General features: G+C 73.7%; 10 protein-coding genes. 7 read left to right on the top strand and 3 right to left on the bottom strand.

Annotated features, from left to right (window positions below; genetic code table 11):
• Positions 1 to 21 precede the first annotated feature (21 nt).
• From trmB to QI554_RS41665, 3 genes are all read right to left on the bottom strand, one after another.
• Positions 22 to 816 carry a tRNA (guanosine(46)-N7)-methyltransferase TrmB gene (gene trmB / locus QI554_RS41675; protein ID WP_281478239.1) on the bottom strand — a complete coding sequence of 265 codons (795 nt, stop codon included), beginning with the start codon at positions 814 to 816 and terminating at the stop codon, positions 22 to 24.
• Positions 817 to 942: 126 nt separating this feature from the next.
• Entirely contained in the window at positions 943 to 2157 is a 1215-nt protein-coding gene (gene lhgO / locus QI554_RS41670) for an L-2-hydroxyglutarate oxidase (protein ID WP_281478237.1), read from the bottom strand.
• Positions 2158 to 2297: 140 nt separating this feature from the next.
• Positions 2298 to 3830: an NsdA family TPR-like regulatory protein gene (locus QI554_RS41665; RefSeq protein ID WP_281478236.1), complete on the bottom strand. Its 1533-nt coding sequence runs from the start codon at positions 3828 to 3830 to the stop codon at positions 2298 to 2300.
• 399 nt (positions 3831 to 4229) lie between these two features.
• Here QI554_RS41665 and QI554_RS41660 point away from each other — a divergent pair, with 399 nt between their 5' ends.
• The 7 genes from QI554_RS41660 to QI554_RS41630 all read left to right on the top strand — a co-directional run bounded on the left by QI554_RS41660 (position 4230) and on the right by QI554_RS41630 (position 12294).
• The gene (locus QI554_RS41660) at positions 4230 to 6137 is read left to right on the top strand and encodes an albusnodin/ikarugamycin family macrolactam cyclase (protein ID WP_281478233.1); all 1908 of its coding nucleotides are present in this window, start codon (positions 4230 to 4232) and stop codon (positions 6135 to 6137) included.
• Between the two features lie 202 nt (positions 6138 to 6339).
• Positions 6340 to 7059 carry a TetR/AcrR family transcriptional regulator gene (locus tag QI554_RS41655; RefSeq protein ID WP_281478230.1) on the top strand — a complete coding sequence of 240 codons (720 nt, stop codon included), beginning with the start codon at positions 6340 to 6342 and terminating at the stop codon, positions 7057 to 7059.
• The gene (locus tag QI554_RS41650) at positions 7056 to 8201 is read left to right on the top strand and encodes an acyl-CoA dehydrogenase family protein (RefSeq protein ID WP_281478228.1); all 1146 of its coding nucleotides are present in this window, start codon (positions 7056 to 7058) and stop codon (positions 8199 to 8201) included. Before QI554_RS41655 ends, QI554_RS41650 begins: the two co-directional genes overlap by 4 nt.
• Before the next feature lie 89 nt (positions 8202 to 8290).
• A complete protein-coding gene (locus tag QI554_RS41645; protein ID WP_281478225.1) occupies positions 8291 to 9091 on the top strand; it encodes an AMP-binding protein in 801 nt (266 codons plus the stop codon).
• A gap of 61 nt (positions 9092 to 9152) precedes the next feature.
• Complete coding sequence (locus QI554_RS41640; protein WP_343230863.1) at positions 9153 to 10469, top strand: acyl-CoA dehydrogenase family protein; 1317 nt, start codon at positions 9153 to 9155, stop codon at positions 10467 to 10469.
• Positions 10466 to 11539, top strand: coding sequence for a phosphotransferase family protein (locus QI554_RS41635; protein ID WP_281478222.1), 1074 nt, complete (start codon positions 10466 to 10468; stop codon positions 11537 to 11539). Before QI554_RS41640 ends, QI554_RS41635 begins: the two co-directional genes overlap by 4 nt.
• On the top strand, positions 11536 to 12294 hold the full coding sequence (locus QI554_RS41630) for an SDR family oxidoreductase (protein ID WP_281478220.1): 759 nt from the start codon (positions 11536 to 11538) through the stop codon (positions 12292 to 12294). The genes QI554_RS41635 and QI554_RS41630 overlap by 4 nt, the downstream gene beginning before the upstream one ends.
• The last annotated feature ends 349 nt before the right edge of the window (positions 12295 to 12643 follow it).

Raw genomic sequence — 12643 nt, 5'->3', positions numbered from 1 at the left:
TCGTTTGCTTGACCGAAAATGTCAGGCGCGGCGGAAGATCAGGTCCGCCACCGGGTGCCCCTTCGCGAGGCCCTGGCGCTCGAAGCGGGTCATCGGCCGCCATTCCGGGCGCGGCGCGAACCCTCCGCCGGGGCCCGCGGTGTTGCTGAGCGCGGGCTCGGCCTCGAGGACCTCCAGCATCCACGCGGCGTACGGCGCCCAGTCCGTCGCGCAGTGCAGCGTGCCGCCCGGCGCGAGGCGCGACGCGGCCATCGCGACGAAGCCGGGGCGGATCAGCCGCCGCTTGTGGTGCCGCGACTTCGGCCACGGGTCGGGGAAGTACACCCGTATCCCGGCGAGCGCGTCCGCGGGGATCATCTCGGTGAGCAGCGCGACCGCGTCGCCCTCGACGATCCGCACGTTGGTGAGGCCCTCGCGCGCCACGTGGTGCAGCAGGTTGCCCAGGCCCGGGGTGTGGTTGTCGGTCGCCTGGTTGTTGGTGCCCGGGTCGGCCGCGGCCTTGGCCGCGGTCGCCTCGCCCATGCCGAAGCCGATCTCCAGCACGACCGGGTTGTCGTTCCCGAACCGGGCCGCGAGGTCCAGCGGCGTGCCGTCGACCCGGCCGCCGTACGCCGGCCACAGCCGGTCGATCGCGTCCTGCTGCTGCGGGCTGAGCCGCCCGCGGCGCGGGTGGAACGTGCGCACGGCGCCCACCGGGGGGCCGCCGAACGGGTCGGGCACCAGCGTCGAGGCGGTGCCGGGCGGCGGGGAGCCGGGCCGGCCGGTCTGCGCGGGCGACACCGTCGCGGAAGGGGCGGCTGCGGGCGTGGTCGACATGAAGAAGGGCGCCGTCGGGTCGTGAGGGGAAGCGGCGCGGCCGGGCCGCCTTCGGCCTGGACGCGCGCGGGACCCTTCGATGCTACGGGACCCGCCGCGCCCGCCCGGACGGTCCGCGCGCGGCGGTCACACCAGGCGCTCGAGCACCCGCCCGGCGATCTCCTCGCCGATCGGCAGCGACGCCGTCGCCGCGGGCGAGGGCGCGTTCAGCACATTGACGATCCGCTCGCCGCCCGTGAACAGGAAGTCGTCCACCAGCTCGCCGTCGGGCCGCACGGCCTGCGCCCGCACCCCGGCGGGGGCGGGCACCAGGTCGGCCGCGGTCACCGCGGGCAGCATGCGCTGGACGGCCTTGGTGAAGGCCGGCTTGGACAACGAGCGCAGCATCTCGCCCGCGCCGTACCGCCAGTGCCGCCGCGCGATGTGCCACATGCCGCGGTACGCGAGCGTGCCAGCCAGCTCGCGCGGGTGGGCATGGGCCCACGAGTAGCCCTCGCGGCGCAGCGCCAGCACCGCGTTGGGTCCGACGTGCACGTCGCCGTGGATGCCGCGGGTGAGGTGCACGCCCAGGAACGGGAACGCGGGGTCGGGGACCGGGTAGACCAGCCCCTTCACCAGGCCGCGCCGATGCGGAGCGAGCTCGTGGTACTCGCCGCGGAACGGCACGATCCGCACCGGCGGCGGAGCGCCGCCCTCGGCCCTGGCCGCCATCGCGGCGACCTGGTCGCTGTAGAGGCCCGCGCAGTTGACCACGACGCGGCCGCGTACTTCGCCGAGCCGGGTCTGCACGACGACCTCGTCCGGGTGCACGGCCATGCCGGTCACACCGGCGCCGGTGCGGAGCGAGACGCCGCGCGCGTGCAGCAGGTCGACGAGGGTGCCGCAGACCGCGCCGTAGTCGACGATGCCGGTGGTGCCCACGTGCAGCCCGGCGATCGCGCGCACGTTCGGCTCGTACTCGCGGATCTCCTCGGGGGACAGCTCCTTGACCGGGACGCCGTTGGCCTCGCCGCGCTGGAACAGCGTCTTCATGCGGCCGAGTTCGGACGGGTCGGTGGCGACCACGAGCTTGCCGGTGACCTCGTGCGGGATGTCGTGCTCGGCGCAGAACGCGACCATGCGGCGCGCGCCCTCGACGGCGAAGCGCGCCTTGAGGCTGCCAGGCTTGTAGTAGAGGCCGGAGTGGATCACGCCGGAGTTGCGGCCGGTCTGGTGCGCGGCCCAGGAGGTCTCCTTCTCCAGCACCGCGACCGTGGTGCCGGGGGACCGCTCGGTGAGCGCGAACGCGGTGGACAGGCCGACGATCCCGCCGCCGATCACGATCACGTCGTACCTGAGCATGGGCTCCCCGCCTTCGCCGTACCGGACGTTCCGGACGTGTCAACGTGCCAGTATCGCGCAGCACGGTAGGGGGCCGGGCCCGGACGGCTCAGGTTCGCCCGTACGAGGCGCTCGGTGCGACGCCGCCCGCCGGGCCGCGGTCAGGCGGTGATGCCGATCGTCGCGCGGACGTGCTCGGCGAGGTCGCGGACCGTCTGCTCGCGCGGGTGCGCGGTCTGCAGGTCGCCGACCAGGTCGCGGACGTAGGCGGTGGTGCGCGCGGACTGGACGCGCTGCGCGACCGCGAGCGCGCGCATGCCTCCGCCGCACGCCGCGTCCAGGTCGCCGGCGGCCAGGTCGGCCTGCGCGCCGACCGCGAGCCGCAGGCCGTGCGAGCGCACGAACGCCTCGCTGCGGCCGGCCAGCGCGGTGGCGGTGAACCGCCGGGTCTGCTCCGGCAGCCCGAGGTCGCGGTAGCACTCGGCGCCGTCCGCGCACAGCCGGTCGTACGAGAAGAAGTCGATCCACTCCGGGTCGTCGTCGCCCCCGCGGGCGCGCTCCAGGTGTGTCTCGGCGGCGTTGAGCGAGCGGGCGCACGCCTGCGCGTCCCCGGCGCGCGCGTGGGCGCGCGCCTCCACGAGGTGCAGGAACCCGGTCACCTTGGTGGTCGCGATGCCGCGGTTGCGCTCCACGGCCGCCTGCGCGAGGTCGACCGCCGCCTGCGGGTGGCCGCGGTACGTCGCCTGCAGGCTCATCGTCGCCAACACGTAGCCGCCGAGCGGGACATCGGCCGCGGCGCGGGCGAGCCGGAGCGCCTGGATGTAGTAGCGCTGGGCTATCTCGTGCTGGCCGGTGTCGAAGGCCATCCACCCGGCCAGCCGCGACAGTTCGGCGGACGCTCCGAACAACTGCCGCCCCACCGGGTCCTGGTAGCTGCCGCGCAGCAGCGGCGCGGCCTCGACGCGCAGGCACTCGGGGACCATGCCGGCCCGCCAGTCGCCGCCTCCGTACTTGCTGTCCCAGCGTCGTGCCTCTGCCGCCGCCTCCCGGAGCTTGGCCACATCCGTCTGGCCGACCCTGCGGTCCGTGCCGCGGTGTTCGGCCAGTGCGTCCGCCGGGGTGATGAGCCAACGCGCGAGAGGGGTCGCGAAGGCGGTGACGGCGAATGTCCCGGTCAGGAATTCGCGGCGGTTCACGTGGTCGTGCCTCCACAGGTCGGTGGCCTTGACGACGGCTTCGGCAAGGTCGCGCGGGAAGGAGAGGCCGAGATCGGGATCCGTGGGGCCGCTCTCCTCCAGGCCGATCTCCTCCAACGGCACCGGCCTGCCGAGGCGTTCGGCGAGGACGGCCGCGATGAGGTGGGGGACGGGTCCTTGCGGGGTCATGCCCTTGCCGACCCAGCGGGCGACGGAGGTCTTGTCGTAGCGCAGGGTCAGGCCGCTGGCCGCGCCGAGGTCGTTGACCCGGCGCGCCAGGCCGGCGTTGCTGACGCCGGCCTTCACCAACAGGTCGCCGAGCCGGCCGTTGGGGCCGCGCGGAGGGGAATCACGGGAGGTGTCACGGGAGTTCTCGCCGGCGGTCGGCTTGGCGGCCGCGGTGCCGGGAGTCGGCTCGGCGGCGGGCGGCTCCGCCGACGGGGACTCGTGCGGGCCGCGCGGACGCGGAAGGGGACGGGGAAGCCGGGAAGCGGGCATCGCGGGTCGCAGGGCGGCTTGCCCCGACCCGTCGCTCTTAGGAGTACTCCGCATGGCTTGCCCCCAAAGGCGACCTCCGTCCACCTCAGGGTAACCGGAGGGGAAGGCATGCATAAGAGGATTGACACATCTGGACGCGGACGGCCCAACGGGTGTACGGAGGGCGTCAAGACGGTACGCATCACATAGCTGATTGGCCGTCAACATACGACCGTTCGGGGGCAATCCGAACAAACGCGAGGTAGTCGGGCACTTCGGTGGGGCGTGCGCCGGTACCGTGTGCCTGTGCGCCACGCATGCGCTCTGGGCAGGGTTGCCTAACCTTGCTTGACTGGATGGGTCAGCGTCCGGCGATTCACGCGGGGCGTTGGGGAGGACCGCGGTACAGGGGGAACTGACATGCGCTGGTTCGCTGGTATGAGCGGAAGCCGCACGGCTCCGCGACCCGAACACTCCACCGTCCTGTGGGACGGACCCGACCCGTTGTGGCTGGTGGGGGAGTGGCCCGCCGACGAAGTCCGCACCCTCAACCGCGGATCGGTGCAGATGGCGGTGCTCGGCGACTGCCGCGCCACCGACACGGAGCTCGACGTCGGCCTCGCCGTCGCGCGCGGCGGCGGCCTGCGGCCGCTCACCTGCTGGCCCGGCAGCTACCACGTGGTGCTCCGGCTCGGCCGCCGCACCCTGGTGCTCGGCGACCTCGCGGGACTGCGCCAGGTCTACCACGCGCCGTACGACGAGGGGTTCGTGTACGCCTCGCACGCGCTCCCGCTCGCCGACCTGACCGGCGCCCGGCTCGACCACGACCTGCTCGCGGCCCGCGTTGTCTGCCCCGAGGTGCCCGAACTGGCGTCCGGGCGGTCGCTGTTCACCGGCATCGACCGGCTCGAACCCGGCCGCACGCTGGAGATCGCCGGACCCAAGCGGCGCCTGCGCAAGCACGAACAGGGCTCCGCGCCACTCGACTTCCCGGCCGCCGCGGCCGCGCTGCGGGACGCGCTGACCAGCGCTGTCGGACGCCGCGTCGACGCCGCGACCAAGACCGGCACCGACCTGTCCGGAGGCCGCGACTCGACCGTCCTGTCGCTCCTCGCGGCCCGCGCCACGCAGCACGAGGTCGTCGCGGTCACCTGGTCCGACCCGTACGCGCAGGACGACGTCGAGTACGCCTCCAAGGTCGCCACCGCGTCCGCCCGGCTGCGGCACCTGCTGGTGCCCGCCGACGCCGACTGCCTGCCGTACACCCGGCTGGTCGACGCCTTCGACGCCCCGCCGGTCACCGACGAGCCGGCGCTGCCGCTGGTCACCGCCGCGCGCACGCTGCGGCACCTCTCGGCGGCCCGCGACGCCGGTATCGACGTGCACCTGACCGGTTACGGCGGCGACGCCGTGCTCGGCACCCCGCTCGCCTACCTCGCCGACCTCGCCATGGACCGGCACCCCATCGCCGCGGCACGGCACGCCCGTTCGTGGGCCCGCGTGGCCGGATACAAGCCCGGCGACCTGGCGGCGGCGGCGCGGCGGATCGGCCGCACCGGCTTCGACCAGGCGCTCGTCGAACTGGCCGGCGTCGTCGAACGCGGCCCCGGCGGCATGCCCGGGGACGGGCTCGACAGCCTCATCGCGTGGTGCCGCCCCGCGCCCGCGCTCGCTTGGGCCACCGCGGACGCCCGGCACCGGGTCGCGGCCGCGCTGCGCCGCGTCGCCGGCGACCTCGACGACAACGCCGGACAGCCGGGCGACCCGTCCGCGCACCGCCGGCCCGGCGACCGCGCGTCGTGGGTCGCGGTCCGCCGCGCGGCGGACCGGCACCGCGTCATGGCGCAGCTCGCCGAGGGCAGCGGCGTGCGGGTCCGCGCGCCGTACCTCGACAACAGCGTCGTCCGCGCCGGCCTCGCGCTGCCCGCGTGGGCACGCGGGCGCGGCGACGGGCCGCGCACGCTGTTGCACACGGCGGTGGAAGGGCTCGTGCCCCGGTCCGCGCTGTCGAGGACGGGCAAGGGCGACTACACCCAGTCCGAGATGCGGGGGCTGCGCCGGAACGCCAACGACCTGCGGGACCTGTTCGCGGCCCCGCTGCTCGGCGAGCTCGGAGTGGTCGACACGGAGGCCGTTCGCGTGGCGCTCGACCGGGCGACCCGCCCGGTCCTCGGCAAGGGCGGCATGGGCGGCGACCCGAGCGAGCTGCTCGGGGGCTTCGCCGACGTCGTCGCCGCGGAGCTGTGGCTCCGGGGCGTGGCCGCGGGGCGGGCGCTCCGGTGGGGGGCGACCGCCACGGCCGGGTCGGTCATCGCCGCGGTCGCCTGACAGGGCCTCATTGCGTCTTCGACGAGCCGGTGGGGAGTCGTTCCGCCCCCGCCGGCTCGGGCCGGTGCCTGCCCGCGCGGCCGCGGATCACTCGTGCGTCACATGGCGTCCCCGTCGGCGATCCGTGCCGTCCTCTTGATCCCTGAACACCCCGCGCCTAGCATCCGACCATCGAGTCGGAATTCCTACCGCTAGGTTGACGATGCCGCCACGCAACCGCCTCATGCGCGACGAGATCCGGGCCGCCGCGACGCGGCTGTTCGGGGTGCGCGGGCTCGGCGCCGTCACGCTCCAGGAGATCGCCGACGAGCTCGGCATGTCCAAGGCCGCGCTGTACCACTACTTCCCGAACAAGGACGCGCTGGTCACCGCGATCTTCGAGGACTGGGCGCGGGAGGGCGCCGACCGCATCGGCGCGGTCGTGGTGCTCGACGAGCCCGCGTCGGCGCGGCTGCGGCGGCTGATCGAGCTGCACGTGCTCGGGCTGACCCGGCACCTCGACCTGTACCGGCTCGGGTTCCGCGACGAGGACCAGCTGCCGGCCGAGGCGCGGGCCGTCTTCGACAAGTTCAAGCGCGAGGTGGACGGTGCGGTGCGCGCCGTCGTCCAGGACGGCGTGGAGAGCGGGGAGTTCCAGCCCGTCGACGCCAAGATCGCCGCGTTCGCCGCGATCGGCATGTGCAACTGGATGTACAAGTGGTACCGCCCCGACGGCTCCTACCAGCCGCCCGAACTCGCCGCCATGCTCGCCCGGTTCACCCTCGGCGGGCTGCTCCGCCGGAACCCCGACGACGCGCGCACCGCGGACGGCGCCGTCGACCGCGCCGCGCTGATCGCGGAACTCGCCGCCGACCTGCAGCGCGAGGTCGACGTCCTGCGTGCCACCCAGTCACCCGAGTCGAAGCAGGGGGATCAGCCATGAGGGACCGCCATCTCGAACCCGAGCACCTCGCCTTCCGCGAGACGGCGCGCGAGTTCGTGCGCCGCGAGGTCACGCCGTTCCACGGCGAGTGGGAGAAGGCCGGGATCGTCGACCGCGAGGTGTGGCGCAAGGCCGGCAAGCAGGGCCTGCTCGGCATCGACGTCGACGAGCGGTACGGAGGCGGCGGGGTCAAGGACTTCCGGTACCCGATGACGCTGTCGGAGGAGATCGTCCGGGCCGGCGCGTCCGGCGTCGGCTTCGGCCTGCACAACGAGGTCGTGGCGCCGTACCTCAACGACCTGGCGACCGACGAGCAGAAGGCCCGCTGGCTGCCGGGCTTCTGCTCGGGCGAGATCATCACCGCGATCGCGATGACCGAGCCGGGCGCGGGCAGCGACCTGCAGGGCGTCCGCACGACGGCGGTACGCGACGGAGACGACTGGATCCTGAACGGCGCCAAGACCTTCATCACCAACGGCATCAACGCCGACCTCGTCGTCGTGGTGGTGAAGACCGACCCGGAGGCCAAGGCCAGCAAGGGCATCAGCCTGCTCGTCGTGGAACGCGGCATGCCGGGCTTCGATCGCGGCCGCAACCTCGACAAGGTCGGGATGAAGGCGCAGGACACCGCCGAGCTGTTCTTCACCGACGTCAGGGTCCCTGGCAACAACCTGCTCGGGCAGCTCAACCAGGGCTTCTACCACCTGATGCACAACCTGCCGCAGGAGCGGCTCGGCATCGCGACCGCGGCGGTGGCCGGCGCCGAGGTGGTGTTCGAGCAGACGCTCGAGTACTGCAAGAGCCGTACGGCGTTCGGGCAGCCGATCGGGTCGTTCCAGAACACCCGCTTCGAACTGGCCGAGATGGCCACCGAACTGGACATCGCCCGCACGTACATCGACGACTGCGTGCTGCGGCACCTCGACGGCGATCTCGACGCCGTCGCCGCGTCCAAGGCCAAGTGGTGGACGACCGACCTGCAGAAGCGCGTCGTCGACCGCTGCCTGCAACTGCACGGCGGCTACGGCTACATGATGGAGTACCCGGTCGCCAAGGCGTTCATCGACAGCCGCGTCCAGGCGATCTACGGCGGGACGAACGAGATCATGAAGGAGATCATCGGGCGGTCCCTTGGCGTCTGACGGCACCCTCCGCGCCCGCCCGCCTACGACGCGGCCCCCTCGCCTGCTAGACAAGAGCCTGGTTGGTTCCGTCGGTGAGGGGGACCGTCGTGGAGCACGCACGCGCCGTGCCGGGCACTGCGGCGAACCGCAACCTGCTCGCCGCGCTGTGGCGCGCGGCGGACCACTGGCCGGAGCGCATGGCCGCGCACTGGCGCGATCCCTCCGGTGCCGCCCAACGGTCCTTGACCTGGCGGGAGTTGGAGGACCGCGTGGTCGCGGTCGCGGCCGGCCTGATGGCCGGCGGGGTGCTGCCCGGCGACCGGATCGGGGTCATGGTGCGGCCGTGCGTCGACTGGACGGTGCTCGACCTGGCCGTCCTGGCGGCGGGCGCGGCGACCGTGCCGATGCCGCCCGGGCAGGGCGTCGCGGCGTGCCACCGCGCGCTGCGGGGCACCGCTCCCCGCATGGTGTTCGTCGAGGGTCCGGACGACGCGATGACGGTCGCGCGCGCGACCGGTGGAGCGGCCGATCCGCCGCAGGAGATGTTCGTGCTGCGCGAGGGCGGCCTGCGGGTGCTGACCTCGTGGGCCGAGCCGGTCGACCGGCGCGCGGTGCGGCCGTACGCGGAGCGCGTGGCGACCTCCGCGGTGGCGCTGTTCGACCGCGGCGCCACGCCCGCGACCCACGGGCCCGCCCGGCCGATGACGCACGCCGAAGTCGGCCGCGCGGCCTTACGCCTGGGCGTCCTGCTGGGCGTCTCGGGCCGCGGCCGTACGCCGGGCCCCGCAGTGACCGTCGGCCCGCTGCACCGGCTGCTGCCGCACCTCATGCAGTTCGCGGCCCTGGAAGCGGGCCGCTCGCTGGCGTTCTCCGGGCGGGCCCGCCGCGACCCCGCCGCGCTGGGCTGACCGCCGGCCCGCCCGCGCACCGATCAGCCGATCCGACCGATCCGACCGACCACCCGAGGGGATGGGCACGATGGCCTGGGACTTCTCGACCGAGCCGGAGTTCGAGGAACAACTGGAGTGGATGCGCGGCTTCGTCCGCGACGAGATCTGCCCCCTGGAGACCCTCGAACTCGACGACCCGACGCTGCGCGCCGCGCTGGCGCCGCTGAAGGAACGGGTCAAGGAACGCGGCCTGTGGGCCGCGCACCTGCCGCCCGAGCTCGGCGGACAGGGCTTCGGCCAGGTGCGCCTCGGCCTCATGCACGAGATCCTCGGCCGCACGGCGTACGCGCCGGTCGTCTTCGGCAACAACGCGCCCGACTCCGGCAACGCCGAGCTGCTCGCGCACGGCATCGCCGCCTCGGGCCGCGAGTGGCAGCGGGAACGCTGGCTGGAGCCGCTGCTCGACGGCCGTATCCGCAGCGCGTTCTCGATGACCGAGCCGGACACCGCGGGGTCCGACCCCACGCTGCTGGCGACCCGCGCGGTCCGGCATGGCGACGAGTGGGTCATCGACGGCCACAAGTGGTTCACGTCGAACGGCTCCGTCGCCGACATCCTCATCGCGATGGTCGTCACCGACCCCGACGCCAACCCGCACGCGCGCGCGTCGATGATCGTCGTCCCGGCCGACACCCCAGGCGTCGAGATCGTCCGCGACGTCGCCACGCTGGAGGACCCCGGCCGCACCGAGCGGCTGCACCGCGGACTCGGCGGACACGCCGAGATCCGCTACCACGCGGTGCGCGTGCCGTACGAGAACCTCGTCGGCAACGAGGGCGACGGCTTCAAGCTGGCCCAGCTCCGCCTCGGCCCGGGTCGCATCCACCACTGCATGCGCTGGCTCGGCCAGGCGCAGCGCGCCCTCGACATGCTGTGCGAGCGCGCCGTGTCCCGGTACGCGCACGGCTCGCTGCTCGCCGAGAAGCAGACCGTGCAGAACTGGATCGCCGACTCGTACGCCGGCATCCAGGCCGCCCGCCTGATGACGCTGCACGCCGCGTGGCGCATGGACCGCGACGGGGCGCCCGCCGCGCGCACGGAGATCTCGGCGATCAAGTTCTACGGCGCGCAGGTGCTGTACGACGTGATCGACCGCGCGATCCAGATCCACGGCTCGCTGGGGTTCTCCACCGACCTGCCGCTCGAGCAGATGTACCGGTACGCGCGCGCCGCCCGCATCTACGACGGGCCGGACGAGGTGCACCGCGTCACCGTCGCGCGCCAGGTGCTCAAGGACTACCGTGCGGTGGAGGTGCCGAGCGAGCACGTGCCGACGCGCCGCGAGGCCGCGCGCAAGAAGTTCGCGTCGCTGCTGGCCGCGGACGGCGAAGCATGAGCGAATCCGGTCGAACCGTTGTGCCCGCGGGCGTCGCGCCCGGCGAGGTCACCGAGTGGCTGGCCGCACGGGTCCCGTCGCTCGTTCCGCCGCTGTCCTTCACCCCGGTCGTGGGCGGGCACTCCAACCTGACCTATGTGGTCGCCGACGGCGCGGGCACCCGGTGGGTGCTGCGCCGCCCGCCGCTCGGCCACGTCCTCGCGACGGCGCACGACATGGGGCGCGAGCACCGCATCCTGGCGGCGCTCGGTTCGGGGCGCACGCCGGTGCCGGTGCCGCCGGTGGTCGGGCTGAGCGCGGACGACTCCGTCAACGGAGCGCCCTTCTACGTCATGGAGTTCGTGGACGGCGCGGTACTGCGCAACGCCGCCGACGCCACCCGTGAGCTGGACATCCACGGCCGGCGGCGCGCGGGCGAGCAGCTCGCCGACGTCCTCGCCGCGATCCACGCGGTGGACGTCGACGCGGTCGGCCTGGGCGACCTGGGCCGCCGCGAGGACTACATCGGACGGCAGCTGCGGCGCTGGCACCGGCAGTGGGAGGCCACCCGGGTGCCGGGCGTCGAGGGGATCGACGAGGTGCACGCGGCGCTGAGCGCGTCGGTGCCCGAGCAGCAGGGCGCCACGATCGTGCACGGCGACTTCCGGCTCGACAACTGCATCGTGGGCCCCGACGGTTCGGTGCGCGCGGTGCTCGACTGGGAGCTGTGCACACTCGGCGACCCGCTCGCGGACGTCGGCACCACGCTCGTGTACTGGGTCGAACGCGGCGAGGACGGCGGCCTGTTGCCGTCGGACGGCACCGCGGCCGAGGGGTTCGTCAACCGCGCGGCGTTCTGCGCGCGGTACGCCGCCGCGACCGGGCGCGACCTGTCGGGCATCGCGTGGTACGCCGCGTTCGCCTACTGGCGGCTGGCGTGCATCCTCGCCGGTGTGCTGGACCGGTACACGGCCGGTGCGATGGGCGACCAGGCCGGCGACGGCGGAGCGTCGCGGTTCACCAGGGAAGGGCTCGCCGGTCTCGCGGCCAAGGCGCGGACCGTCCTCGAGGAAGGGAAGTTCGTGGCATGACGGTCGACTTCACCGGCAGGACCGCGCTGGTCACCGGCGCGAGCCGCGGCATCGGGCTCGGTATCGCGGCCGAACTGGTCGCGTGCGGCGCCACGGTGTGCCTCACGGCCCGCAAGAAGGAGGAACTGGACGCGGCCGTCGAGGAGTTGGGCGGTGCCGCGCACGCGATGGCGGTGCCCGGCAAGGCGGACGACGCCGAGCACCGGGCGGCGGCGGTCGCGGCGGTGATCGACCGGTTCGGCTCGCTGGACCTGCTGGTCAACAACGCGGGCATCAACCCGCACTTCGGCGCGCTGATCGACGCGGACCTCGGGGCGTTCCGCAAGATCCTCGAGGTCAACCTGGTGGCCGCGCTGGGCTGGACGCAGGAGGCGTACGGCGCGTGGATGAAGGAGCACGGCGGGGCGGTGCTCAACGTCGCGTCGGTCGGCGGCGTCGTCGCCGGACCGTTCATCGGCGCGTACAACGTGAGCAAGGCCGCGCTCATCCACATGACCCGGCAGCTCGGCGGCGAACTCGGCCCCGGCGTACGCGTCAACGCGGTCGCGCCGGCGGTCGTCAAGACGCGGTTCGCGGAGGCGCTGTACGAGGGGCGCGAGGAGGAGGCCGCCGCCGCGTACCCGATGAAGCGGCTCGGTGTGCCGGAGGACGTCGCCAAGGCCGCGGCGTACCTGCTGTCGGACGACGCGTCGTGGATCACCGGCGAGACGCTGGTGATCGACGGCGGCGTGACGCTCACGGGCGGCGTCGGCTAGCGGGACGCCAACGCGAAGGTCCCAGGGCGGTGCGGTGCGCCGCATACCCGTCATGTCGGCGTCATCTGTTCCTCACACCCGGCCGCTAGCGTGAGGCATCCGGCGGGCGGCGCGAGCGGACGACGGCGCAGCCCGGCCGGGAGCTGAGACGGCCACGGAAAGGTCCGCCGGGGGGCGCCTTTCCGTGGCTTCTCAGCCGCTTGCCCCTGCCCACCGGGTGCCCGCCGGACCGCTCCGCCCGGCACGTCTGTCGCCGCGTCCAGCCGGGTGATCTGCCGCCCGATCGTGTCCGCAAATGCAATGTTTTGTCGCAATCGCGGTACAAGCCTTCCCAGCGCCTCGGAGCCGC

It is taken from the genome of Yinghuangia seranimata (genome assembly GCF_029953285.1).
In the GTDB taxonomy this organism is placed as follows: domain Bacteria; phylum Actinomycetota; class Actinomycetes; order Streptomycetales; family Streptomycetaceae; genus Yinghuangia; species Yinghuangia seranimata.
This window is presented reverse-complemented; position numbering and strand designations above follow the sequence as displayed.

Coding starts and splice junctions, on each gene's coding strand:
- QI554_RS41635 (WP_281478222.1), top strand. CDS start 10,466: ATGAGCGAATCCGGTCGAACCGTTGTGCCCGCGGGCGTCGCGCCCGGC.
- trmB (WP_281478239.1), bottom strand. CDS start 816: ATGTCGACCACGCCCGCAGCCGCCCCTTCCGCGACGGTGTCGCCCGCG.
- lhgO (WP_281478237.1), bottom strand. CDS start 2,157: ATGCTCAGGTACGACGTGATCGTGATCGGCGGCGGGATCGTCGGCCTG.
- QI554_RS41660 (WP_281478233.1), top strand. CDS start 4,230: ATGCGCTGGTTCGCTGGTATGAGCGGAAGCCGCACGGCTCCGCGACCC.
- QI554_RS41630 (WP_281478220.1), top strand. CDS start 11,536: ATGACGGTCGACTTCACCGGCAGGACCGCGCTGGTCACCGGCGCGAGC.
- QI554_RS41665 (WP_281478236.1), bottom strand. CDS start 3,830: ATGCCCGCTTCCCGGCTTCCCCGTCCCCTTCCGCGTCCGCGCGGCCCG.
- QI554_RS41640 (WP_343230863.1), top strand. CDS start 9,153: ATGGGCACGATGGCCTGGGACTTCTCGACCGAGCCGGAGTTCGAGGAA.
- QI554_RS41655 (WP_281478230.1), top strand. CDS start 6,340: ATGCCGCCACGCAACCGCCTCATGCGCGACGAGATCCGGGCCGCCGCG.
- QI554_RS41650 (WP_281478228.1), top strand. CDS start 7,056: ATGAGGGACCGCCATCTCGAACCCGAGCACCTCGCCTTCCGCGAGACG.